Source organism: Ruegeria sp. YTSA135 (assembly GCF_059610165.1).
Window position 1 is genome coordinate 342,426 of record NZ_JBXWNC010000002.1, and the last position, 24,309, is coordinate 366,734.

At 53.9% G+C, this 24,309-nt stretch carries 20 protein-coding genes; 10 read left to right on the forward strand and 10 right to left on the reverse strand.

The genetic code is table 11. The annotated features are described in order from the left end of the window. Window positions 1-3 precede the first annotated feature (3 nt). Both AC2FIT_RS04720 and AC2FIT_RS04725 read right to left on the reverse strand, forming a co-directional pair. The gene (locus tag AC2FIT_RS04720) at window positions 4-870 is read right to left on the reverse strand and encodes a sulfotransferase domain-containing protein (RefSeq protein ID WP_496827118.1); all 867 of its coding nucleotides are present in this window, start codon (window positions 868-870) and stop codon (window positions 4-6) included. 69 nt (window positions 871-939) lie between these two features. Beyond that, complete coding sequence (locus tag AC2FIT_RS04725) at window positions 940-1,740, reverse strand: WecB/TagA/CpsF family glycosyltransferase (RefSeq protein WP_496827120.1); 801 nt, start codon at window positions 1,738-1,740, stop codon at window positions 940-942. Between the two features lie 283 nt (window positions 1,741-2,023). Between AC2FIT_RS04725 and AC2FIT_RS04730 the strand changes: the two genes are divergently transcribed. From AC2FIT_RS04730 to AC2FIT_RS04740, 3 genes are all read left to right on the forward strand, one after another. Continuing rightward, window positions 2,024-4,249 carry a GumC family protein gene (locus AC2FIT_RS04730; protein WP_496827122.1) on the forward strand — a complete coding sequence of 742 codons (2,226 nt, stop codon included), beginning with the start codon at window positions 2,024-2,026 and terminating at the stop codon, window positions 4,247-4,249. A gap of 156 nt (window positions 4,250-4,405) precedes the next feature. Beyond that, window positions 4,406-5,794: a GMC oxidoreductase gene (locus AC2FIT_RS04735; RefSeq protein ID WP_496827124.1), complete on the forward strand. Its 1,389-nt coding sequence runs from the start codon at window positions 4,406-4,408 to the stop codon at window positions 5,792-5,794. Beyond that, entirely contained in the window at window positions 5,784-6,029 is a 246-nt protein-coding gene (locus AC2FIT_RS04740; RefSeq protein WP_496827126.1) for a hypothetical protein, read from the forward strand. Before AC2FIT_RS04735 ends, AC2FIT_RS04740 begins: the two co-directional genes overlap by 11 nt. Before the next feature lie 12 nt (window positions 6,030-6,041). On the opposite strand, the gene AC2FIT_RS04745 is transcribed toward AC2FIT_RS04740, so the two are convergent. The 5 genes from AC2FIT_RS04745 to AC2FIT_RS04765 form a co-directional block, all read right to left on the reverse strand. After that, entirely contained in the window at window positions 6,042-6,440 is a 399-nt protein-coding gene (locus AC2FIT_RS04745; RefSeq protein ID WP_496827128.1) for a GtrA family protein, read from the reverse strand. A 78-nt stretch (window positions 6,441-6,518) separates the two neighbouring features. After that, entirely contained in the window at window positions 6,519-8,039 is a 1,521-nt protein-coding gene (locus tag AC2FIT_RS04750) for a hypothetical protein (protein WP_496827130.1), read from the reverse strand. Between the two features lie 101 nt (window positions 8,040-8,140). Continuing rightward, entirely contained in the window at window positions 8,141-9,463 is a 1,323-nt protein-coding gene (locus AC2FIT_RS04755) for a polysaccharide biosynthesis/export family protein (RefSeq protein ID WP_496827132.1), read from the reverse strand. A 41-nt stretch (window positions 9,464-9,504) separates the two neighbouring features. Next, a complete protein-coding gene (locus tag AC2FIT_RS04760) occupies window positions 9,505-10,260 on the reverse strand; it encodes a sugar transferase (RefSeq protein ID WP_496827133.1) in 756 nt (251 codons plus the stop codon). Between the two features lie 873 nt (window positions 10,261-11,133). After that, window positions 11,134-12,549 carry an oligosaccharide flippase family protein gene (locus AC2FIT_RS04765; RefSeq protein ID WP_496827134.1) on the reverse strand — a complete coding sequence of 472 codons (1,416 nt, stop codon included), beginning with the start codon at window positions 12,547-12,549 and terminating at the stop codon, window positions 11,134-11,136. 413 nt (window positions 12,550-12,962) lie between these two features. Between AC2FIT_RS04765 and AC2FIT_RS04770 the strand changes: the two genes are divergently transcribed. The 3 genes from AC2FIT_RS04770 (at window position 12,963) to AC2FIT_RS04780 (ending at window position 16,290) form a co-directional block, all read left to right on the forward strand. Beyond that, window positions 12,963-14,309 (forward strand): O-antigen ligase family protein, encoded by a 1,347-nt coding sequence (locus AC2FIT_RS04770; RefSeq protein WP_496827136.1) that lies wholly within the window; start codon window positions 12,963-12,965, stop codon window positions 14,307-14,309. A 132-nt stretch (window positions 14,310-14,441) separates the two neighbouring features. Beyond that, window positions 14,442-15,356 (forward strand): sugar phosphate nucleotidyltransferase, encoded by a 915-nt coding sequence (locus tag AC2FIT_RS04775; protein ID WP_496827138.1) that lies wholly within the window; start codon window positions 14,442-14,444, stop codon window positions 15,354-15,356. Further along, a complete protein-coding gene (locus AC2FIT_RS04780; RefSeq protein WP_496827169.1) occupies window positions 15,283-16,290 on the forward strand; it encodes an NAD-dependent epimerase/dehydratase family protein in 1,008 nt (335 codons plus the stop codon). Before AC2FIT_RS04775 ends, AC2FIT_RS04780 begins: the two co-directional genes overlap by 74 nt. Window positions 16,291-16,310: 20 nt before the next feature. Here the strand turns inward: AC2FIT_RS04780 and AC2FIT_RS04785 are convergent, their stop codons facing one another. From AC2FIT_RS04785 to rfbC, 3 genes are read right to left on the reverse strand one after another with little or no spacing between them, the layout of a single operon-like run. Continuing rightward, complete coding sequence (locus tag AC2FIT_RS04785) at window positions 16,311-17,636, reverse strand: protoporphyrinogen/coproporphyrinogen oxidase (protein ID WP_496827140.1); 1,326 nt, start codon at window positions 17,634-17,636, stop codon at window positions 16,311-16,313. A 1-nt stretch (window position 17,637) separates the two neighbouring features. Next, window positions 17,638-18,576, reverse strand: coding sequence for an NAD-dependent epimerase/dehydratase family protein (locus AC2FIT_RS04790; RefSeq protein ID WP_496827142.1), 939 nt, complete (start codon window positions 18,574-18,576; stop codon window positions 17,638-17,640). 48 nt (window positions 18,577-18,624) lie between these two features. After that, a complete protein-coding gene (gene rfbC / locus AC2FIT_RS04795; RefSeq protein ID WP_496827144.1) occupies window positions 18,625-19,155 on the reverse strand; it encodes a dTDP-4-dehydrorhamnose 3,5-epimerase in 531 nt (176 codons plus the stop codon). A 285-nt stretch (window positions 19,156-19,440) separates the two neighbouring features. On the opposite strand from rfbC, the gene AC2FIT_RS04800 reads away from it, so the two are divergent. The 4 genes from AC2FIT_RS04800 (at window position 19,441) to AC2FIT_RS04815 (ending at window position 23,704) form a co-directional block, all read left to right on the forward strand. Then, window positions 19,441-20,553: a glycosyltransferase family protein gene (locus tag AC2FIT_RS04800; RefSeq protein ID WP_496827146.1), complete on the forward strand. Its 1,113-nt coding sequence runs from the start codon at window positions 19,441-19,443 to the stop codon at window positions 20,551-20,553. 212 nt (window positions 20,554-20,765) lie between these two features. Further along, window positions 20,766-22,292 (forward strand): AMP-binding protein, encoded by a 1,527-nt coding sequence (locus AC2FIT_RS04805; RefSeq protein ID WP_496827148.1) that lies wholly within the window; start codon window positions 20,766-20,768, stop codon window positions 22,290-22,292. 5 nt (window positions 22,293-22,297) lie between these two features. After that, window positions 22,298-22,525, forward strand: a complete 228-nt coding sequence (locus tag AC2FIT_RS04810; protein ID WP_496827171.1) for a phosphopantetheine-binding protein — start codon at window positions 22,298-22,300, stop codon at window positions 22,523-22,525. Between the two features lie 27 nt (window positions 22,526-22,552). Further along, complete coding sequence (locus tag AC2FIT_RS04815) at window positions 22,553-23,704, forward strand: acyl-CoA dehydrogenase family protein (RefSeq protein WP_496827151.1); 1,152 nt, start codon at window positions 22,553-22,555, stop codon at window positions 23,702-23,704. Window positions 23,705-24,309: the final 605 nt, after the last annotated feature.

Below are 24,309 nucleotides of genomic sequence, written 5' to 3' on the forward strand. Positions count from 1 at the left end.
GGGTTAAACGCCACCCTTCCGTTCGCGCCAAGTCTGCCAGGGCAATTCCGCACGGCCCGTGACCTGCGCCACAAACTCCATATCGGGCGTGAAGAGGTCAGTCAGCCTCTGACGCGTTTCGGACGTTGGCGGCGCGATCTTTGTTTTCAGGTGCTCTTTGTTCATGGACAGCGCGTGTTTGAACCCCGGCAAACCTTTCACCGTTCGTACCGCTTTACGCATCCCCAGCGAGCGCATCATGTCACCACCCCGGCGCAGGGTGTGCTGCACAGCCGGGCTGCGGTAGGTGACGGTTTCGTGGTGGCGATCAGACAGCGACGCCGGATTCGGATCGGGTGCAATTGCAAGGTGACGACAGATCTGATCGTATGTCCGCTTGGGATTTTCCGAGATATCCTCGGAAAACAGCAACAACAGCGCGCTTCGGTCAAAACAGGCAAGCCAGTGTTCAAGGTTCGTTTTGTACTGGCTTTGCCGCGCATAGGCCGGGTTCCGCGCCAGAGCATCTTCGAACGAGATCGAGGATGCGATATGGCCTTTGCGAATTTCATGCAGGTGGTTGGAATAGGCTCTTTCGACCGGATCGCGCAGGATACAGATCAGCTTTAGGTCCTTGTTGTAGTCCCTTGCGCGCTGCGGGGCGTCCAGACTGAAGAAATATGTCGGAGAGCATTCGCCCTTGATCGTACCGGCGGGGCCATCGGCGAAACAGCTTTCGTACCAGATGTAGCCCCGGTCATAATTTGCGGTAAAGAAGTTGAGCTCTTTGGTGTCGCCCATGGTCACGGCGGAATGCTCCGACAGGACGTGGTGCAACCACGTCGTCGCAGCCTTCTGCGCACCGATTCCAATGAACTCGACCTTACTCACACCGAACCTTTCACAACACACCAACCGACCGGAGGCGGCAAAACTCAAACTTATGGCAACTGTCTGCCCCTACCTGCGGCCAAAACGATTGGGAACATCCTTGCGCAACACAATGCTGAGCGCATGAGGCAGGGTCCGCATGTATCTACGGGCCAGATGGCCCGGCCCTGTCGCGATGCGGTGCAACCACTCCAATCCCAAGGTTTGCATCCATTCCGGCGCACGCGCGTAATCGCCCACAATATAGTGGAAACACCCGCCACAGGTGACGATCCAGGCACAATGCGACAGTTTCGTTGCAATCCGTTCCGCAAAAAACTGTTCCTTTGGCTTGCCCAGCCCGACCCACAGGATATCCGCACCGCTGGCATTGATATCAGCCACGACCTCGTCTTCTTCGGAGGAATCAAAGTAACCATGTCGCCGTCCGGCAATGGTAAGGCCCGGATACATAAGGGCCAACTTTTCCGCACACTCACGGTTGATCTCTTCAACCCCACCCAGCAAATAAAAACTCAGGCCATTTTTTGCCGCAACCGTGGCCGCCGAGTGGATGAAATCCGTTGTTGCGGTTCGCTCGGGGATGCCAAGACGGCCATAGGATAAGCGGGACGCCCAGACAACAATCTGGCCATCCGCGTGGATAATATCGGCCAAATCCATTGTCTTGGCGAAGTGTTCATCGCTTGCATACAGCGAAATCGCCTGTGCGTTTGACGAAAACACAGTTGTCGCACGATTGAGCTTACCGCACCGCCGCCGCTGCACGTCCTCCAGCATGACGTCTGTCAATTCGTTGGCACCCGCGATCGCAACTGGCATGCCCCCGACAAAAGCATGCGGCAGGCGCTTATCCAAAATCTTATTCATGTAAAAGCCAACTGGTCACAAAAAACGAAAGTGTAAGCAGGTTAGCAGGCCCATCGATTCTTGCTAGGAAATTCATCGGTTCTGACCCGGATTGTTTCGAATAACATGTGTATTTGCGTGTTTCCTGTCAAACTTGCTTACTTTTCACCGTCAATTGTGGTTTGGTTAATGCATTGTTGAATTTTTCTGGCCCGCAGGCTGATGGCCGCTGACGACACGTGTTGTCCACCAGACGCTACCGGGCTGACCTGAACTATATCTGTGTCAAAAGTTGTTATGAGTTATGACTGATCAGTATCGCAGAGGGCTCGACGTAGAGTTATCGGGTGTGGGGCAAGCCGCTGCCGGCGATCCCGAGCTTAGAATGCTGTCCAATGCTGCCTGGGCCATCCGCCGATCCATACTGTGGATTCTGGCACTTGCGTTCTGCGGTGGGGTTCTGGCCTATCTGCTGACCTACACGGCCGACACCCGGTTCACCTCAAGCGCCAAGGTCATGATCGAAACCCGTGTACAAACGGAAACGGAATTTACGCCGCAGGTCTCGGGCTTGCCGTTGTCGCTGACATCCCTGGAAAGCGAATTGCAACTGCTGCGGTCCACAGACCTGATTGAAAGCGTAGTTGAACGCCTGAATTTGCAAAACGATCCCGAGTTTGCCGGAGAGGAAGGCGGAATTACCCTGAACCCGATCGCGCTGGCGCGCGGGTTAAAAAATGCTTTGGTGGATACACTTGCGGGCGGTGACGATGCGACTGCTGACGGCGACACACGTTCCGAGGAAGAGATACGCCGCGAGGCAGCCGTCGAAAACCTGCTGAGATCAAGGCGTATTGAACAGGTCGGGGACCTATCGGCCGTGTACGAAATTCGAGTGACCACTAAGTCGAAACACAAAGCCGCTGAAATCGCCAACAGCCTGGCATCGGAATACCTGACCGTTCTGACCAAAATGAAGCGCGAATCACTTGGGCAATCGCAAAGCTGGTTGACTATCCGTATCGGTCAGCTGCGGGAAGACTTGAACAAACTGAGTTCAGACCTTGAGACGCACTCGATCGAGATACCTTATTCCCCTGATGAATATGCAACGATCAAGGCGCAAAGGATCAAGGCGGAACGGCGATCTTCTCTGGCCAACGCATCCCTGCAGGAGCTTGAAGAACAAACAAACACGATCACAGAGCTGCGCGATCAGGGTAATCTGCGCGAAGCAGTCGACTATGCCGCCCAGGTCGGGCTGTTGTCACGCAGCACCAGCAGCGACATCACAGACGACGCGGCCATCACCGCGCTGGATGCGATACAGCAATCCACCGAGCAGAAAATAGACCAATTGAATGCACAATTGACTGGCCTGCAACAAAGCATCGAAACATTCCGCGAGCAGCAGGCCCAACAAGTTCAGCACGATTCGATCACCAAGCGGATCGAAAACGAGATTCTGGTTACGGAAACCATCTATCGGGATTTCGTGTCGCAGCTGGGCCGTAGGGCAGAACAAGCGGACTATTTGGATGCGGGCGCGCATATCATCGAACGGGCCCGGCCTGCTATTGATCCTTCGGAACCCAAACGCTCGCAGACGGCGATCCTCGTCATGTTCGCGATCGTGTTTTTCGGCCTGATCGGAACGGTTGTGCGCGAGCTCTTTCAGAAGCGGCTCAGAACAACGCACGAGTATGAAAGCACAACCGGGGTCAAGCTGTCTGCGATCGTGCCAGAGGCCAAAGAAGACCCGCCGTTCGAGACCTTCTTTATTCATGACGGCAAACTGGATGCGGAAATGCACCATTTCGGACGCAAGCTGCTTGCCAGCAGCGATGTCGGCCTTCGCGTCTCGAACACGCAAAGCGAGCCAGCGGCCCAAGCCAGCATGATTTTTTCGAACCGTCCGGAGGAGAAGAACAAGCTTTCCGCTTCGGACACGCAGTGTGTGATATTTTCGGGTGCCTCCGCGCTGCCGGATGAGGGCAAGACCTCATCGCTTCTGTTATTGGGCGCAGTCTGCGCCAAGGCGAATTACCGCACGCTGATCATAGATTGTGACACGTTGACTTCGGCCTATCGTGACTATTCCCGACTGACACCCGACGCCCTGCAACACGCCGGAGCAGACCCGGAGTTTCTTTTGAACTATGTCGTCGGCAGCCCGCAGGCAGGGCTGGATATCCTGCCGCTGATCTGCGGCGAAGGGCAAGAGGCCCAAACGGTAGCCGCAGATTTCCTATGCTCACCGGCGTTCCTTGATCTGCTCTACTCGCTGTCGCATATGTATGACGTCATTCTGCTGGATACCCCGCCGCTGCTATCGGCAGTGGAGTCGGCCTATCTGTCGCAAATATCCAACCGCGTCCTGTTGTTTACCCGCTGGAACAGCACCCGCGTTAATTCGATGTTGCAGGCGATCCGAGAACTGGAAAACGTGGGCGTGCGCCCATCCGCATTGGTGGCGACGCGCGTCGACCTGAAGAAGGCGAAACTTTACGGCGATCCGAACTTCGGCTGACCGGTTGCCTATTCACTCTGCGGAGCACGAAACGCCGATTGTGTTTGGGATTGAGCGCTTGGACCCAAAAAAAATATACGACCACGCATAAGAATCGCTTACCATGACCGCATTGCCTAATGACCGTTTTTTGTTTCAAAAATGTGAGTAGCCAGTTTGAAGGTTTTAGCGAGTGAAGTAGATTTCGACACCTACGACGTTATTGTCGCTGGTTCCGGTCTTGCCGCATATGCCATGGCCCACCGTCTTGGTGTTCACGGCAAAAAAGTCATCATGCTTGAGACCGGAGAAGCCGAATATAACGACGACGTACAGTCCAACTTCGCCACGATACGTGGTCGCGGGCATCTGGACGGATCGCATTGGCCCTTGCATTGGGTGCGTGCAATGGGCGGGACGTCGGCTGTCTGGGCAGGAAACTGCACGCCGATGACCGAGCGCAACTTTCGGCAATGGCCGATTATGCGCAAGGATCTTGAGCCCTACTACAGTATCGCTGCAAAACTTTTGGGTCGGACAGATCCTTTTCTAACCTATTCCTCTGAGTTTGCACCCGGCTTCACCTATCGACCAAAGTCCACCGAGGACGCTCTGCGCCTGATCCGGGAACCGCAGCTATATGAACAGCTTCCCACAACTGACATGGCGCTTGGGACAACGCTGAGCCAATTGCACGCCAGGGAAGACCGACGCGGGATCAAGGCTATCTCGATCTACTCACTCGGGGGTGAGGTCAAAAAAATCTATCTTCGGCCGGGACAAACCGTTGTTCTGGCGGCCGGCGGGATGGGCAACGCCCAGATACTTCTCAGCTCGCAACCTGAAAGCGGGCCTGCGGTCGGAAATGAAAACGATCAGGTTGGACGCTACCTTATGGAGCATCCTCATTTTCCGGATTGCGCCAAGCTGATTGTCAACAAGAACTTCCATCTTCCAGCAGTACCCGACAATTTTGGCGAACGCCTCGATGTGCTGGAGGCGGACGAAGAGCTGTTTCAGAAAGTTGGCGGGTTGGACGTGTCGATAGCCCTGTATCCGGCGCGTATCATTTCAGATGATCCCGTCGAAGCAATGTTTGCCCGCAAATGGGGGGAAAACGCTGTGGCATACGGAACCATCGTCGTGGCGGAAATGGACCCAGAGCCTGAAAACAGGGTCACTGTGACACGGGGCACCGACCCGGCTGGGCTAAAAAATCTTCGTACGTATTTACATATCAGCACGCGCAGTTTCCGGGCCGCTGATACCTTTGTTGAGACGCTGGGCGAACGTCTGATTGCCTCTGATTTAGGGCGGCTCCGCATCTCGAACGAAGAGATCGTGTTCGGCGTTTCCGGGGGCGGCCATACGATGGGAACAACGCGGATGGGCGCCTTGCCTAGAACAAGCGTCGTTGATGCGGATTGCCGTGTGCACGGCTATGAAAACCTGTTTGTGGCCGGTTCGTCGGTGTTTACGTCCAGCGGCCACGCCAATCCAACGCTTACCCTGATGGCGCTTGCTGCACGTTTGGGTGACAAACTGGGGGTGTTAAATGAAGTTTAGCAAACTGTCCCGCAGAAACCTGATGTTCGGTGTCGGCGGTTTCGCTGCCGGTAGTGCCGTGACCGGTGTCGTTGGCTTTCAATTTCGCGACGAAGTTCGGAAGCTTCTTGGCGTATCACGCCCGAATATCAATCAGCTTGCCTCAGCGACCCGGGTAGACGACGAATGGTTGCTGACCCCGGAAGATCGCGAAGACCTTGGCCGTCAGATCGCGGAACGGAAAGAATCCGACTAAACCGCCCGATCATTATTTTGGAATGTCACTCGTGCTGAGAATGCGGCGCGAGAACAGAAAGTTGATGACCATTCCCGCCAAGGTCGACGGCACCAAAGCCAGCACAGGATAGGTGCTGGCAATATCGTTCAACCTGATCACGGCGACAAAGACGGTATAATTCACCGCCATCCCAAAGCTCATCGCCAACACATAACTGATGAATTCTTTCACGGACGGGGGCATCTTGGTCACAAATGTAAACGTTCTGTTCAGATACCAGGTTGTGGTCACAGCTCCCAAAAAGGACAGTAGCCGCGCGACCTCTGGCGCCCAGTTCAAACCCTCTGTCGCGATGAGCAGCAAACCCGCATCCACCACAAAGGCAACAGCACCCACGATCGCGAATTTTAAGAACTGGGACGAGGGCATCTTTGGAAATCCGCCTTTACACTCTGTTTCTTCGACGTGCTTTTGCGCCGACCGGTGGACTCCACCAAAAGTCTGAGATCAAAGCGTTGCATCTGAATTTTCCCCGGAAAACTGGGTCGGGACCGGCTTGGCGCGTTGAGCACCCTGAAACACAAGCAATGTTGCCAAGAAGGGCAACAACCAGATAACCCGCGCCTGATATCTGTGGTGCGGGTCCGACAACACGCCGCAGACCACAGCGTTTATCAGCAAGGTTGCCAGGATCAGCACGGCCAACGCCATCGCCGTGTTTGATACTGATCGCACCCCGCACATAAGAACCACCGTAATCAGACTAATAACGGCGGACGCATAGACAAACGTCGACAGGAATGTAAACGGGAAGCCGCCAGTAACAGCCAAAGATGCCCCGAACCTGCCAAGGTTAGAGCCATTCATGAAGTGCGGCGCGCTTTCAGCAAAGACTCGTTTGGCGGTATAGAATTCGTATAAACCAAACATACCAAGTTGTCTTAATGCATTCCCAACCGAAGCCCGTATTTGCATCACTGGTTCCGCAAGCGCGGCTGTCAGGAAAACTGAGAAGTCTTCGTCACTCAGCCGTTGCTTCGTAGCTTCATCTGCTGACTGATAGTAGCCGTTCTTGTCCCAAAGAAATAGTTGCGAACTGTTATTGTCCAAAGGCGCTGCGTCACAGATTGCAAACGCGTGCCCGCCGCAGTCATTTGCCATCAGCTCGGCCACCGGACCATCCTCGATCCCGCGCGCTGTCAGGAAAGGCAGGTTCTGCGGCCAACTGCCGAACACGGCCTGGGACACGAAGGCAAAAGCAAAAACCGCCGACACCCCGACGCTGAAAGCCAAAAATGACATAAGCCAACCAGATAGCAGCGGTCTAACCCGCGGCCATAGCGACATCAGCGCCAAAAGCACCAACAGGCCAAAGGTCAAAAGAATATGGCTGCTGTGAATGGCAACCGCTGCGGCCAGAATGACCCAGCAGATTACTATCTGAGTTTTCGTCAGGCTGCGTTTCGAAAAACACAGCAGAAACAGACAAAGCGGCACGACGGCTGCAAACACATCTGGCATGGCATAGGCTGTGAAATACGGCAATGGTGTAACCGCGGCACAGATTACGCCAATGACCAGATAAGGTTTCGTGGGGTTTTCCTTGCAAATTTGCCGCACCACAAGCCAAGCCACGTAGCCAACGATCAGCGATTGAAACAGCACCAACAAAAGTGCTTCGGCTTGCAGGGACACAAAGACCAAAGCGCCGTAGTAAGGCGAACGGGACATCGAAATCACGCGTTGGTCCGGTGCGGCCGCCACAGCCTGTTCGACCGAAGAATCCGCTGGCGAGGTCGCCTTGGTTACCGGCGCTTCATCGACCCATTGCTTACCCGCTATGGTTTCTACTACCGCCTTGCCGGCATTGTTGTAACCGCGCGTATCGAAGAAAATAAAGGGAAAGCCATTTATCGCCGCGGGCACAGTCTGCATAACCGCAAAGCACAGCACCAAGATGCACGCCTTTAGCGTCGTCAGATTTGCGCCTTGCGAATGAGGCGCGGCCTTAGCTTTGAGATACGCCATTAAAAAACTTCACTTCTTAAAACCGCCCCGGAACCCGTGAAATACGCGACTCCTTGGGCCAACTCTTTACTTAAAGACGACCTGATCCTTCCCGCAGGCCACTATTCGGTCAATTGTGTTGTTTGCTGTATGGTCTGCTGTGTCACCTGCTCTACCGAGATTTCGACACTGTCGCCTGGAAGCAGCTGGGTCATTTTCTCAGCCCGAAGCTCCTGCAATTCACCGTCGACAACCCGGAAAATCGTAACCGAGTAATCAATATCACTGATCAGGCTTTCAGTGCCGATCTCGCTGGACGCACCAGCCAGATATTTTGCAATCGTATCCATTTGCAGGCTCGCATCACGAAGGGCCAGATGCGCGTCGCGACGTTGCTGCAACAACACAAGGGATCGCTGCTGTTCATACAGCTCCCGGTCCCGTTTCAATCTGGTCAGAACCAGATTTGTGGCCGCCAGATCTTCTTCGACCTCCAACAAGCGCGTGGCGGACAACACGGTAGTCCGGCGCGTATCGGCAATCCTTGAACCCGCGGCCAACCCACGTTCGATCAAGCTGATCACTCTGGCCTCTTCCTCTTCATCGGACGCCAGAGCCTTGGCGAGTTCGATCTCCTGTTCTTTCAGGATTTCAATGCGCTGCGCGGCCTGGTCCTCAGCATCTTCGAAATAACGCCGCTCACCGGCTTCGTTTTCCTGATTGACGGCTCTGATCCTGATCTGCTCGGCGATCAACTCGTCCAGAACCGCGTTGGACACCGAGACTTGGGCGTGCGTCGGTGGCGGCATGTCAAGATCTTGTCGCAGCTCGGACGTCGTGCGCCAGACCTGAACAATTGCCTGCGCGTGTTGCAGCGCCGCTTGCCCATAGGTGGTTTGCCACCGCATCAATTGTATCGGGTCGATGGTGACATCATCGGCCAACAGCATGCTGCGGACGCCACCGGCAAGGGCCACAGCCTCACGCGCGGTGATGGCCGGACGGAAATCAATCTGACCAGTACGTGCGACATCCCCACCGATTATGATGGGCCTGTATCCATTGCGGGCGACTTCGATCTCGTCCCCGTCCAGCTGGATGATGTAGATTTCCCCATTCGCATTGTATTGCTTGACGATTTTGCCAGCCGCATCCAACCGCACAAGGTTTTCCAGCTCATCAGCCAACAAGCCTTTGGCCTCAAAATGGCCCAGCCATTTCAAGTTTACGTTGCCATGCGCATCAACGATTGCGTCAAAAGACAGGCCATCAAGGCCGGTCAGGGACAAACGAATCTGGTCTCCGGGCTCCAGCTTGTAATCAGCAGCGGCAGGACCGTGCGTCAACACAAACAGGCATAGAGCCGCACAGAGGCTTTGGACCAATGATGACAACCTGAACAGTGCAGGTGCGGAATGAAATATTTTCTTACGGGTCAACTTCATGATCGTAGCATCACTCTGTTTTTTGGCTGTGGTGCAACGGCTCAGCGACCTGTGCGATTGCAAACAGCGCCGATGGTTTGAAACAAAATCTTAATATCTACCCACAGACCAACCTTCTGAGCATATTCAGTGTCGAAAACGGCGCGGTGGGAAAACTCGACATCATTGCGTTCGGACACCTGCCATAATCCGGTGATCCCCGGTTTCATTAGGTTGTAGTCGCTTCCCGGATACAGCGCCTGTTGCTGAGGCATCATCGGGCGCGGGCCAACAAGGCTCATGTCGCCGATCAGAACATTCCAAAGCTGGGGCAACTCATCCAAAGAGGAGGCCCGAATAAACCGTCCAACCTTGGTAACACGGGGGTCGTTTTCAAGCTTTTGCCGGGCTTGCCATTCCGCCGCAGCAGCAGGGCACTCCCTCAGATGATCCAGAAAGATCTGATCTGCATCAATCATCATGGACCTGAATTTCAGAAAATCGAACTCACGCCCGCCCAGACCAACACGCCTCTGTCTGTAAATTGCCGGCCCGCCGTCCAGTTTCACGCAGATCGCAATCAATAACATGAGTGGCAGCACAAAGGGCGCGCCAATCAAGACCAGAACAATATCCAACAAACGCTTACCCTTGGCCGCATAGAAACCTTGGAGATTTACGCGATTTTTTGAAGCAGGTATAAAATGTTGTCTTGTATTATATATTTCGGTCTCTTCTATCGGAAAAGAACCTCGATTGTGGTTCATAATGACCCCCAAACTTACGCACTGACTACTCAAAAAAGCGCCTAGAACCAAGGCACAACACACTTATGGACCCGCGAGCTTACCCCGAAAAAAGGGCGAAAGCCGTGAGTTTCAATCTTCTTTTGCTCAATAGATGAACAGCGCAACGCCACCACATCCGCTGCCCCGTTTCGTCTTGCTTCCCGACTCGATGTCATAAAATGGCCGGGTTTTTGCCTGAAATATGTTTGCATTTATTGCCTGAGGTGACAACTTGTTTGTTAACTTTTCCACATGCATGACACATTTCGTATTCTTTGCAGAAAAGCTTTCGACCCCGATATTTTTCTGAAAAATCACGGCCGTAATACCCAACCGCACGTCGCGCGATGGTGCAGACGTCAAAATTTGAGCGGCTTGCCCAAAAAACAGCCCGTTACTGTCCAGTTTTCAGAGGTAGTTTATTGATGATCTTCACACGTAACTTACTTTTGCACACAAGATACAAAGACGCAATCAAAGCGGGTGCGCAAAAACCAGCAACAAGGCCACCGGAGAGTGCTGCAATCGAGCTTGCATCCGATATCGCCAACGCCACGAAGACAATCGCAGCAAATAGAGGACCTGACAGTAAATAGAAAATTATCATTCCAGCCTCAATTCGCTAGGATAGGTCTCATCCACTTGTTTCACGCACTGTCCCGATTTTACGCAGCATTGTGTCAGTTTTGGGGCAGCACCCTCTTGGTACATGCTGATCCCGGTAACCGACGCAAAAAGAAACTCATTAAGAAGGCCTTAACCTTAACACCAATCAGTTCTGTCGACGATAGATGGGCGCGCTTTTCCCGGATTTCCATAACCTATCGGCGATTTGGCACCACACGATTGGTAAAATCTTGCCCATTGGGCCTCAAATCTCTGTTAAGTTGAGATGTTTTGCGCTCAGGTTTTCGCCCAAGACATGAACCCACGCGCCCTGCGCCACACGACGACCGCCGCAACTTGTCCAAGCAACACCAACACCCAGAACATAAAAATCAAACCAGCCGCTAGAAATGCAAGTTGCAGGGTCAGATTCGCTGACATCCCGGCAGAGATACAAAATGGCGCATAAGCTATCGCACCAAGAACGCCGTATTTCAGTTCTGTCGTCGACACCCGTAGCGGGTCGACCTTTCGACCGATGTAGTAATAAGCGACAAAGCTAACCACACCGCTGATCAGGAATGCAATCGGGGCGCCGAGCGCGCCGAACAGGTAGATAGTTACAAGCGACAACAAAGCATGCACCACAAGTGACGCAACACTAATGCCAAGCTGCAATCCGGTTTTCTTTGACCGCATAAATGCATAGCTGAAATAGGCACCCTGCAAGCCGACGATAAATGCGGCAGGGGAAAGCAATCTTAGGTAAAGGGCGGTTTCGTCGGCAAAGCTCTGCTCGAACAGCAGATGCGTAAATACGTCCGCAGCAAAGACGAGCGCAACGACGATCGGCATTGAAATCAGCACGAGGAACGAGAAATAGCGTTCCAGCACGGCGTCCGATGATCGGAGCCCGTTGATCTCATGCGCTTCGAAAACACTGGGGGCCACGACACGCGACAGTGTCGTCATCGGCAATTTAAGCGCTTTGGAAGCAAGCGTTTGTGCCGCTGCAAAATATCCGGCCGCGTCCATCCCCGCGAAGAAAGCCAGAAGAGACTGAGAAGACATCGCAAAGAACGAGGCGCTGGACGACACCACCGCCAATGGGAATCCGAACCGGAAATAAGTTCTTAGCGCACCACGGGATGGCACCACGATACCGGACCTGCGCAGCGCGAAGACCAGGGCATAGGCACCTGTAATCGCCGCACCCATCGACATTCCGATCACCGCACTTGCGTAGCCCCCGCCATAAACCACAAACGTCACGGCCAGTGACACGCCCAAGGCCTGGCGCAGCAAGGTCACGGCGGCGAATTTCGGTCCTTCATTATATTGCCTGAGGCAGACCGTTCCCAATTCATACATCGCGTGACTAGTGCAGAAAACAACGGCCAGGAAGAAACTGCTTACCCACTCCGCTGGCATAACCATCCGAACAAGACCGACGAGACACAGCAAAAACACCCCCAGCAGAGCCGAAGCCCCCAGGACCGTCGCAATCGTCTGCCCCTCAAACTCGGGTGCGTGATGGAATCGGCCGACCGATATGGCCAGCCACTGGAATGTAAACGAAAACAGCAACATTCCAGACAAAAGCGTAAGATTGTATCGCCCAAAGTCTGCAGCGCCCAAAACGCGGGTCATTACGATCAGAATCACAATCGCGATAAACGCCGACAGCATTCGTGGAACAAAATACCATGTCATCGCGGACTGTATCCCTTGGCCGGCAACTCTAAACCCATACACATCCAATAGCCCGGATCAGGCTCTGAACACTCGTAAAACTCACCATTTTTTGGCACGCCGACTACCTAGCTGACCGCGTGTGTATCCCATGGAGCATACTGACACTCATATGTGCCGATGGAAAACAATATCCTAATCACAGCCTTAAAACACCAGGCTTTGCAGCGAAAGGGTCTTTGTGCGCAATCTAACGGCCCCCCGAATTTGCCGAGTAATTGTGCACCAAGTCGGCGTTGCAGCATTCCTAGGTTCTGCCGTGATAGACAATCCACGTATCGCTGCGTAAGCTTCGGATACTCGCATTTATTCGAAAAACTGCCGGGTTGGTCGTTCAGCCCGGAACGCTATCAATTGGTCTGACAGATTTAACAATGACCGCCCTGAGCCAGAATAACACCAATCGACACGCATCGGACCTGCCGTTCCGTCACGTGATCCTTACTTTATGTCTGATGCTTTTGGTTTTTTTCGGCACGGATCTGTTCAACATTGTGCTGTGGCAGAACAATCTGGCCAACAAGCTGGAAATCCTGATGTTGCTGCCTGCCATCGCAATTACGGCATTGTACTATAGGCACCTTATCCGCGGTGCGTTTGCTTCGCCAGAGCTTGCGATCCTTGTAATCTGGGCGCTGGTCTCGACCGCAATAAGCAGCCTTCCGGCCTATTCGTTCGAGCGATGCGTGCCATTGGTCGTCACAACCGCTTTTGCCCTTTTTTTGGGCAGCATCATGTCGCTGCGCGGGTTGCTGTTGTTCATGGCGTCGTTTTACGCGGTTGTAATGGTACTGACCATGGGTGCCATCGCTGCCCTGCCACAAGCCCGGGGGATACCGCCCTGGGGCGATACGTGGAACGGAATTTTCCTGCACAAGAACGGGTTGGGTGCAGCCTGCGTCATGACCTTGCTGACCTCGTTTTACGCGATGGGTCAGGTGAAGGGAAAGCTGAAGCTGGTGTTTCAGGTCACATTTTTCCTCGGCCTGCTGTTACTGGTCGCGTCTGAATCCCGCACATCGCAAGTGGTTGCATTGGTCTCGATGAGTGCGCTGGTGGTCAGTCGAATCATTCCTCGGTTCGAGGTCATCTGGGCGATCTGCTTTATTCTGTTCTCGGTCCTGCTGATTAGTTTGATCGCCTTTTTATTGTCCTCGCCGTTGGCTGATCCGTTATTTGCACTGATCGGTCGCAAACCAACCCTGTCCGAGCGAATTCCCATATGGGAACTTACTTGGCCCTACGTCATGGACCGGTTCTGGCTTGGTTGGGGCTACGGCGCGTTCTGGCACCCTGACTCCAGTCACCTCGCATGGTTTGCCAACAGGGCCAATCTGGGTTTTGCACCATTTTATTCGCATAACGGACTGATCGAAACCTGGCTAAATACCGGCTTTGTGGGTGTTGTACTTTTAGGCACCGTCATCGTGCGCTTTTTCTTTTCCGCATTTTATTCCATGCGGTTCGTTGAAAACCGTGCCGGGATTGTCTGCGCGCTGGCACTGATGGTCACATACATGCTGGCGAATATTACCGAAAGCACCTTGCTCGGCCGGCTAGAGGCCAACTGGATATTCTTTGTCGCCTACGTCACCAAAATGAACCTTGTGGCCAGGGCGATCAAAGACGACGCCAAGTTCCGGGGTTCAACCGTCGCATATGATGGCAGCAGAGCCAAAAAAATCGGTTCGGAACCCGTCTATCGACCTATGAACAGCTAATATCAAAAATTTCTGCGTTTTCTGCGCCTGCCGTGGCCACAAAGATTGACAGCGGCCGCCTACGTAGTGTCGAATTTGAATGTTCCTACTTTTAAAAGTTTTTGCAGTAATCAGTTTCGTTGGGAGGCACCATTGAAAACAGCCATATTTGCAGGTGGTAAGGGCTCTCGCCTGATCGAAGAGACCCGGGTCCGCCCCAAGCCTTTGGTTGAGATCGCCAACCGGCCGATCCTTTGGCATATCATGCAGCACTATTCGACCTACGGACATCACGAGTTTGTTCTGGCGCTTGGGTATATGGGTGATCTGATCAAGCGCTACATTTCAGAACTGTGCCAGTATCAGGGAAACCTGCGTATTGATTTCGATCAGCGCGAGCTGTTCGGCGAACCCGACTATGCAAACGGTGGGCCTGAGCCTGAGACGCCGCCCTGGACCGTGGATCTTATCGATACCGGCATGGACACCATGACCGGTGGGCGTCTGGCCCGGCTGCAACCTTACCTTGGCAATGAGACCTTCATGCTGACCTATGGCGATGGGGTATCGAACGTCGATCTGGATGCGCTTATTGCCTTTCACAGGTCACATGGAAAACTCGCCACCATCACCATGGTACGTCCGCTGACCACTTTCGGCCACCTTCAGGTGCGCGACGATGGGCTGGTCGAAGGTTTCATGGAGAAACCAGAAACCGCGGCTGATTGGATCAATGGCGGCTTTTTCGTACTGGAACCCGGCGTTTTCGATGCCGTCGCCAGCGTAAATGGCGATGAGATCATGTGGGAAGAAGGCCCCCTGCCTAAACTGATGGAAATGGGTGAGTTGATGGCCTATCGCCATCCGGGATTCTGGTATTGCATGGATCACCTGGCGGACAAACGCCGACTTGAGGAGATGTGGAAAAATGGCAACCGTCCGTGGGCAACATGGGAAAATTCAAAAGGTTCTGTTAACGGGGCATCTCGGCTACGTGGGGACGGTCACCGCCCCGGTATTGGCCGAGGCGGGAATCCAGGTGACTGGGTGCGATATAAATCTCTTTGACCGCGCGGATTTCGCCCCGGGCGGCACCGTTCCGGACATCCCCAACCTTGGCAAGGATATCCGCGATCTGACGGTTGAAGACCTGAAAGGGTTTGACGCGGTCGTGCATCTGGCGGCCCTGTCAAATGACCCCCTTGGCCAATTGCGGCCGGGCCTGACCCAACAGATAAACCACGAAGGCACGATTCACTTGGCAAAAGAGGCCAAGGCGGCGGGAGTATCCCGGTTCGTCTTCGCGTCGTCCTGTTCGAATTATGGTCGCGCAGGTGAGGGTTTCGTTGACGAAGAAGGCAAGTTGAACCCACAGACGGATTACGGCGTTTCAAAGGTTTTGGCCGAACGCGACCTGAAACCGCTGGCCGATGACAGTTTTACACCCACTTTCCTACGCTTTGCGACCGCTTACGGTGCCAGCCCCCGAATGCGGTTTGACATCGTGCTGAACAATCTGATCGCGCACGCCTATACCTCGGGGCGTATCCTCATGATGTCGGATGGTACGCCGTGGCGGCCGATCATCCATGTCGAGGATATGGCCCGCGCCTTTCTCGCCACGCTGGAAGCCGACCCAAAGGCCATTTCGGGTGAGGCCTTCAATGTCTGCCGGACCGAGAATAACTATCAGATCCGTGACCTGGCCGAGATTGTCGCCAAGACGGTGCCCGGCGCACAGATCGACTACGCAGCGGACGCTGGACCAGACAACCGTTCGTACCGCGTCAGCTCGGCCAAAATCGAAAAGTCCATTCCGGGGTTCAAGCCAAAATGGGACGCGGTCCGGGGCGCCCAGCAAATCTATGACGCGGTCAAGGCTTGTGACCTCAAGGTCGAGGATTTCGAGGGCCGCAAATACAAACGTCTTGCCCAGCTTGAAGCGCTGCTTCAGGAAAACCAACTGGACAAGGATTTCCGCCGGACCGAGCCCATCGTATGACGGGAAATTTTACGGGGCGCTTAAACCAGCGCCCCGATCTTTTCCAGCACCGTTCTGGCACCGCGCTCACCTGATTTAAAGGCCTCGTCCGTCCACTGGTATCCCCACTCCCCAAAGCGGCCAACATAGTGGATGCCGACCTGATCCAGCCAGTCATGGACAATCGGCAACGCCTCTTCCCGGTCAAGGTCAAAGATGATGTTGGCATGGGTAATCAGGCGGGCATCGGTGTGCAGGATTTTCTCATCTTTATCGATCAGGCCGATCTTCACCAAATCGTCGATTACGGGCTGAATCAGGTCATCCGGTGACACATCCAGCGGGCGGTATTTGTGAGAATAATAGCATTCCGCCTGAATTGATCCGCAACCCGGTGGACAGGTTTTTGTCGACATTTTGTGCGGAAAGCTGAGGCGGGTAAAGACGATGTCCTCGTCATAGATATAGGTCCATGTGGCCGGGGTGAAGTCATTGCGCGCCAGGCCGATATTCACCGTGATACAGGTGGTGCAGGCCAGCTTCGCCGCCGCCTTGCGCACATGATCTGGCGCGCCTTTGACCATCGGGATGAGGTCAGGCAGCGGGATCGAGGAAATCAGGTGGTCATAAGTCTCGGTCACACCGTTTTCGAACTGCACGGTGCGCGCCTCGGGGTCGATGGCGACGACCTTGTGATCCAAATGCAGATCGGTCTTTTCCATGAACGGCTTGAGGTACGAAATAAACCCGCCTTCGGTCGGATACCGAAAATCGGTGATGTAATGAACATCGGGGGTCTCAGCAAAAATTGCGCCGCGGATGACCTCGTCCATCGAAGGCCGGTAAAGCCGAGGGCCCATCCAGACGGTGCTCATCTGGTCAGCATCGACAGTATGGTATTTCTTGCCATAGACGGCCGGAAAATGGGTGGCGAAGGTCTTACCAAAGACCGAGATCAGCCACTCAAGATAATTTGCAGGCTTTTCCACCACATCCTGTTTCGAGGCTTCGATAAAGTCCAGAATGCACTGTGTTTTCAGCTCGTCCGGCAGGTTGTGCAGATTGGCCTGCGCCGGGTGCTTGACCCATGCGCCGTGATAATAGTTGTTCACATAGGCCTGCAGCTTTTCGTATTGGCCACCGACATTCTCGGCGAACAGGTCTTGAATGCGCGGGTCCTTCGAAAAGGAAATATGCGGTCCATCATCGAAGATGAAACCACTATCATGTGTAAAGGTGGCTGTATGGCCGCCAGGAAAGGCGTTCTTGTCATACATTCTGCTGGACACGCCGGCACCGTGCAGGTGATGGGCCGCACCCAATCCGGACATGCCGGAGCCCAGGATAACAATATTTTTGTCACTCATATCAACGTTCTCTCACAATTTCGCGGCGCCACCACGCGATGGTATCCGCAATTCCGGTTTTCAATGTAAATCTAGGAGTCCATTTCAGCTGGTCTTGCAGCCGGGTGATGTCGGCTTCGACCAACGGCGGGTCGCCTGGGCGGGCCTCGCGGGCACCCAGACGGATCAGATCATCGGCCTTGGTCTGACGCCCGATCTCATGGATCAGATCGGCAAGCGGGATTGCCGTTCCACTGCCGATATTGACCGGCCCCTGCAGATCGCTCAGCAGTAAGGCAACCATTGCGGTGGCAACGTCATCAACATGCAGAAAATCGCGTTTCTGCTGCCCATGTGTACATAGCGCCTCACGCCCCTGCAGCAGCGAGCGGATGACATCCGCCGCAAGCCGCCGCGGGTTCTCGCCCGGACCATAAAGGAAAAAGGGCCGCGCCCATGACCCGGACAGGCCCAGCGCCTTGCACATGGGACCAAAGGCCGTGAACAGAGCCGCCTTGGCCGCCCCATATTCAGTGGCCGGGACCAAGGGAGTGCTGTCTTCGCGCAGCTTGTCAGTGCCGGACCAATCATACTCCATACACGACCCGCAGAACGTTACACGTTTGCCGCCTGCGCTCGAGAAAGCGAACAGAAGGTCGATTGAATGCTGAATCCAGCGGAAATTCTCTGGCGACTGCTGGTTTCCTGGCCCCATGTACCAGGCCAGGGCCAGCAAGTGGCTGGGCCGGTGCAGATGGATGATGGCGCTGACATCCGACGCGTTGGTCACGTCAAGCTTGACCCAATGCACATCGCCGTAAACCTTGGGGCAAGGGTCGCTCCGGTATGTCGCGATCACGCGGTGCCCTTGGCGAGCAAGCGCTTGGACAGCAGCGCGACCGATGAACCCACCGGCCCCCGTGACCATTACCGTTGTTTTGTGTTCCGTCGAACGTGTCATGAAAAGGTTGTCTGTCCTTGGATTCGCGGTTGGGATTCGCGGTGGGGCTTAGCGCTGGATCAGCGGCCACCCCGCGTCTTTTTCAGAAACAATCGTTACAGTTTGCGGCCATTGTATACCAAGAGCCGGATCATCGTAGCGCAACCCCTGCTCAACGCCGGGGGTGTAGAACTCGCTTGCCGAGTAGTAAGCCTGCGCGCCATCCGTCAGCGCAAGATAGCCGTGGGCGAACATTTCGGGCACGTAGAGCGCGCGCCGGTTTTCCACCGACAACTCTATCCCGAAATGCTGAAGGTAGGTGTCGCTGTCCGGGCGCATGTCTACAATCACGTCGTAGATTGCGCCGTTGATACACCGCATGAACTTGGCCTCGGTCGCCGGGGCCTGCTGGTAATGCAGACCACGCATCGTGCCTTTTTTCTCATTAAATGAAAGGTTTATTTGTGCGATTGCCGGTTTCAAACCATGCTTTTCAAACTCATTTGCGCAATAGGCCCGGGCAAAGAACCCACGATCGTCCGAGATTTCTTGCAAGTCTACCAAATAAGCGCCACGCAAATGCGTTTCTGTGAAAATCATTAAAAACCGCCTCTACTAGACCGCTACCAACTACACACACTGCGCCTTGTTCAAAAAAATTCCTGCCCGGCAATGCTGGTCAAAATCAGCCAGGCGTTGTCAGGCATTTGAAGGCACGCCAAAAGCTAACCAGACAATGGGTTCAGTTTCCATGATTCTTGATTTTATCTGCACAAAACTGTGCCTTCGAACCGCCCGACCGCCCGCGCGGCGGAAAAATTGTTTAATATTTGACACTCTGTGTGTGTAATGCGGGCTGGTTTATTGCTGACAAAGGATAAGCACTTGGCGTCCTCAGACCGAAAAGTCCTGATTTTCTCGCAACGCAACCTCAATGACAATGTATCCCGCTGTTCAGGGTTCGAGTTCGAGGACGTCATTTCTGACATTGAAGATACGCAGCTTGTGGCACCCCGCCTCAGGACCAGTGGCAAAATTCCATTGAACCCCAAACGGTGGCTGTCCCGGCGCAGCGCTCTGTTTCAGTATTGGCCGTCCGGTGTGGAAAAAGCCCCGCTATCGCAGAATTATGATCTTTTCTTCTGCAATGCCCAAAAGCCTTTGGAGTTGCTGGCGTTGGATGCAATCCCAAATTGGCGTGACCGGTGCGGTCTTGCGGTCTGTGTGCTGGAAGAGGTCTGGAGCAGCGGAATCGATCAGTATCTGCCGCTGGTAAAGTCGCTGTCGAAATTCGACCTGATTGCCAGCGCATTTGCCGAATCCTGCGATGCGTTGCACCGCATTACCGGGAAACCCGTTATTTACCTGCCCGGAGCCGCCGACATGGTTCGGTTTGCGCCTTATGCTCTGACTGCGGACCGCCCGATTGACATCTATTGCATGGGACGCCGCCGTCCCGAACTGCATGACAGGCTTTTGACCACATTGGCAGAGCGGCGCGGTTTCTACCTATATGACTCGGCGACCAAACCGCCGACCACGGCGCAGCACAAAGTGCACCGGGACTTACTGGCAAATCTGATCCAACACTCGAAACTATTCATGGTCGACATCGCCAAGATCGGCCACGACGATCAGAAAAAGGGCAATATTGCCTGGGGGCCTCGACATGTCGAAGGCCTCGCAGGTGGTGCCGTTCAAGTTGGGTATGCGCCGGAAACCGAGGATTATCTGCACTATTTCGATTGGCCTGAATCCGTGATCCGACTGCCAGAAGACCCTGACAAAGCCCTGGACGCAATCATTTCGATCCTTGACGACACGGCTGAACAAGACCGCATGCGCCAGACCAACTTGAAACACGCCCTTCAGAAGCACGACTGGTTACACAGGTGGTCGGATATCCTTACGCATCTGAACCTACCGGAAACCCCAGACATGCTTCGGCGGCGGGAAACCCTGTCGCGCGTGTCGTCTACCTACGTAGATACCGCTTAACGGCGCAGCTTTGCAGGGCACAATGCAACCGTGTTTCCGTCCTTCTCAGCGGCGGTGCTGCGTGTCCCTTGGGTTTGGCTCTTAAGTCGAGTTGGCAGTAAAAAATTCAAAAAATTTGATCACAAGTGATCCATGTCCGCTTTGCAAACGAAAATAGACTAAGATCGAAACAGACAGCGACTGGGTTTGTGGCGCGACCAGTAACTTGCTGCATGGCTCGACTAAATCGCCGGTGTGACCTATTGAACGATAATTTTGAAATAATCGACATTGATAAATCGCTCTGGCGTGCATCAAAAAATTGGCCCGACCGCGTTGCATTCAGCTGCAACGGAGCGTCCCTTTCCTACCTTGAAATGCGCAAGAAAGCTGAGGCCATGGCCGTCACCTTGCGTTCAGCTGGAGTCAAACCCGGTGATCGTGTTGCATTGGCGTTGTTCAAAGGTCTGGAAATGCCCGTCGCCATTCACGCGGTTTGGATGGTTGGTGCGGCTTTCGTGCCGCTCGACCCAACGGCACCTGTCGCGCGCTTGGTCCAGATCATCTCAGACTGCGCTATTTCAATTGTAATTGGTGCCCCGCGAAGTGAGGCGTTGATCAAAAAAATTATCGCCGAAAAGAAAATTCAAGTTGTCGGTGTTGAAATCCCCGGTTGCGACTGTTCGATGCCGGATGAACAGGCGAGCGGTTTTGAGTGTCATGAAAACAGACGGGATGATTTGGCCTATATCATCTTTACATCTGGCTCCACTGGCACGCCAAAAGGCATTTGTCACACATTTGCCTCTGGCAGCGCGTTTGCCCACGCATGGATAAAGCACTACGGGTTAAGATCTGACGACGTGTTCTTTAACACCGTGCCGCTACATTTTGATTTCTCTCTGGCCGATTTCTTTACCCCTGCAATGGTCGGCGCATCGACCGAACTTGTCCCGGAGCCAGCGCTGCTGTTCCCCGCAAGCCTTTCAAAACTTTTGGAAGACAGTGGCGGTACGATTTGGAGCTCGGTCCCTTACACTTTCATGCAGCTTTGCCAGCGCGGCGCGCTTGATAAGCGGGATGTGTCTCGCCTGCGATGGCTGATTTATGGTGGCGAACCCATGCCACCATCAGCGCTGCCGCTGTTGCGCGATGCTTTTTATGCAAAAATATCAAATTCGTATGGACCGGCTGAGGTCAATCAGGTTTCGGAATACACCGTTCCTGAAACCCACCCCTTCAACGAACCGATACCCATCGGCCGAACCATGGATCACGCAACGTTTGTGCGCGCAAACGACGGTGAACTATTGGTGTCATCCAGTTCCATGATGACCGGGTACTGGAACAATCCCGAACAGAATGCCCGATCTTTCACTACACTGGACGGTAAGCGTTTCTATCGGACTGGGGACAGAGTGGAGCAGAATCCATCCGGGCTGTGGGTTTTTTTGGGACGCGAAGATCGCCAGGCCAAAGTGCGGGGCTATCGTATCGAACTCGATGAGGTTGAGTTGGCAATGAACTGCCACGCAGCTGTTGCAGAGGCGGCGGCTGTTGTCTCGTCAGACGGTGCCAAAATTCTGGGGTTTGTCACTTTACTGGAAAACCAGGAGTTAAGCGCGTCGGATCTGAAGTCATTTCTGCACTCCAGACTTCCTGGCTACATGGTTCCGGACGAAATAGAATTCAAAGAAACATTCACTAAAACAAGTACCGGTAAGATCAACCGAAGACAGCTATTGGAGGCTGACAATTGAGCAGCATGAGTGAGCAGGGTATCGCAAATTTCATCTCGGGCACCATTCTTGACGGTCGGCAGGTTAAGCCGTCTGATGAGTTGCTGATTTCAGGGCTTTTGGATTCTCTGGCCGTCATGACACTTGTTGCGCATTTGGAAACGGAAATGCAGGTCGAAATACCGGCAGACAAAATCACGTTCGAAAACTTCAGCAGCGTGCAAAATGTCATGAGTTTGTTGAAGACTCTCTGATCCCGCTCAAACAACAGGTGTGTTCCGATGCGACCGATTGGTGAAAAGTGCGAAACCTTCCGCAGCCTTGGTAAAGAGGTTCTGAGCGTTTATGTAGAAGAGCGCGACAGACGCGGTGCAAAAGATGCAACTGATTGGCGGACCCTTTGGCGCGCGGCTGCCGACGCCGGGGTTCTGGCGTTAACCGTGCCCCAACAGTTCGGAGGTGAGGGTCGGTCATGTCTTGAAGCTGTCCAGGCGCTGCATGCGCTGGGTGAAGGGTGTCGGGACAATGGTATGTTGCTTGGCCTGAACGGCCAGCTTTGGGCAATGCAAAAGTCAATTGTGGAGTTTGGCAGCGAGGAACAGAAATCGACATGGTTGCCGGTCCTGATCAATGGTGATGCAATCTGTGCGCATGCCGTAACCGAGACGAACAGCGGCTCAGATGTAACTGGAATTCGCGCGACGGCTCAGAAAACGCAAAACGGATATCGTCTGAACGGTGAAAAGATCTGGATCGGGATGGCACCTGCCGCCGACGTTGCCCAAGTTTTTGCACTAACCAACCCTGATCTCGGGGCCTGGGGAATGTCAGCGTTCTTAGTTGATCTGAACCTTCCCGGCATTTCGAAAAGCGCGCCTTATGAAAAGGCTGGCCATCGAACCGTACCCACTGGGAAGCTGACATTCGAAAACGTCGAAATTCCCCAAACGTCTCTTTTAGGGTCGGAAGGGTCCGGGCATGCTATCTTCAACCTTTCGATTGCGTGGGAACGAAGTTTCATTTTCTCAAGCCATGTCGGTGCGATGAAACGGCAGTTGGACGAAACTGTATTATTTGCCCGTGATCGCGCGCCGAATGGTAGGCCAATCATCAACAATCAAACCGTCTCGAATCGTCTGGCCGATATGCAGGTCCGCTATGAGATCGCCCGCCTGTTGATCGAAAACGCCGCGCGAGAATTGGATGCCGGCGTCCAAAACCGCATGACCCCGTCGGTGGCGAAGCTACAGGTTGCGGAATCTTTGCTAGAAAATGCACTGGACGCGCAGCGGATCAACGGTGCAAGCGGCTATTTGACCGGAGAATGCGAACGGATGGTTCGCGATATGGCAGGCACGATTACGCTGGGTGGAACGTCAGACATTCAACGCCTTCTTATCGCAGCCTATCAGAAAGGGTCGGTAAAAGCCTGACAGTTTCGGAAGGTGATGCTGTACGGCTACAGGTCAAGTTTCAATTTGGTCCAAAACGGCCACCAGTCATCCGAAAGCACCGTATCTCGGCGAATATGCGCTGTCCACAAAGCGAGTTTCCGCGACGTAAACAGACCCTACCTTTTCGATATTCCCGATCTGATCTATCTGCACGGTATAGGGCATTTTGGTGGGGGCCATAATGAAATTAAGCGTGTGGGAAATAATATGTATAACCCTGGCAAGCGCAGCTGCATTAGCCGGCTTTGCAGGCGCAGCCAACGTGTTGATCTCTGTACTGTAAGCAGCTTCGGGTGTAACAACTTCTGAGCTGCGCAAGAAATCCGGGTCACTACGCCGCTAATTGTCGTGACAAACTACCCCTTGGGATATCGTTGCAACCCCGGATTTGTCTGACCAAATGACAAAATAAAAAAACCGATGGTTTTGCAGGACGAAATCAACCCATTCAAAATCAATTAAACCTCATCCCAAACCTCGCAACGTTCGGCTGACAAAATGCGCCCTTACGCTCAGGACTCATAACCAGTAGATGACGAGAGCCGCGAGGGCGATTGCGGACAGAAAGACTTTCGGGCATCGGT

Coding starts and splice junctions, on each gene's coding strand:
- AC2FIT_RS04725 (WP_496827120.1), bottom strand. CDS start 1,740: ATGAATAAGATTTTGGATAAGCGCCTGCCGCATGCTTTTGTCGGGGGC.
- AC2FIT_RS04730 (WP_496827122.1), top strand. CDS start 2,024: ATGACTGATCAGTATCGCAGAGGGCTCGACGTAGAGTTATCGGGTGTG.
- AC2FIT_RS04740 (WP_496827126.1), top strand. CDS start 5,784: ATGAAGTTTAGCAAACTGTCCCGCAGAAACCTGATGTTCGGTGTCGGC.
- AC2FIT_RS04745 (WP_496827128.1), bottom strand. CDS start 6,440: ATGCCCTCGTCCCAGTTCTTAAAATTCGCGATCGTGGGTGCTGTTGCC.
- AC2FIT_RS04750 (WP_496827130.1), bottom strand. CDS start 8,039: ATGGCGTATCTCAAAGCTAAGGCCGCGCCTCATTCGCAAGGCGCAAAT.
- AC2FIT_RS04755 (WP_496827132.1), bottom strand. CDS start 9,463: ATGAAGTTGACCCGTAAGAAAATATTTCATTCCGCACCTGCACTGTTC.
- AC2FIT_RS04765 (WP_496827134.1), bottom strand. CDS start 12,549: ATGACATGGTATTTTGTTCCACGAATGCTGTCGGCGTTTATCGCGATT.
- AC2FIT_RS04770 (WP_496827136.1), top strand. CDS start 12,963: ATGACCGCCCTGAGCCAGAATAACACCAATCGACACGCATCGGACCTG.
- AC2FIT_RS04785 (WP_496827140.1), bottom strand. CDS start 17,636: ATGAGTGACAAAAATATTGTTATCCTGGGCTCCGGCATGTCCGGATTG.
- AC2FIT_RS04790 (WP_496827142.1), bottom strand. CDS start 18,576: ATGACACGTTCGACGGAACACAAAACAACGGTAATGGTCACGGGGGCC.
- rfbC (WP_496827144.1), bottom strand. CDS start 19,155: ATGATTTTCACAGAAACGCATTTGCGTGGCGCTTATTTGGTAGACTTG.
- AC2FIT_RS04805 (WP_496827148.1), top strand. CDS start 20,766: ATGGCTCGACTAAATCGCCGGTGTGACCTATTGAACGATAATTTTGAA.
- AC2FIT_RS04810 (WP_496827171.1), top strand. CDS start 22,298: ATGAGTGAGCAGGGTATCGCAAATTTCATCTCGGGCACCATTCTTGAC.
- AC2FIT_RS04815 (WP_496827151.1), top strand. CDS start 22,553: ATGCGACCGATTGGTGAAAAGTGCGAAACCTTCCGCAGCCTTGGTAAA.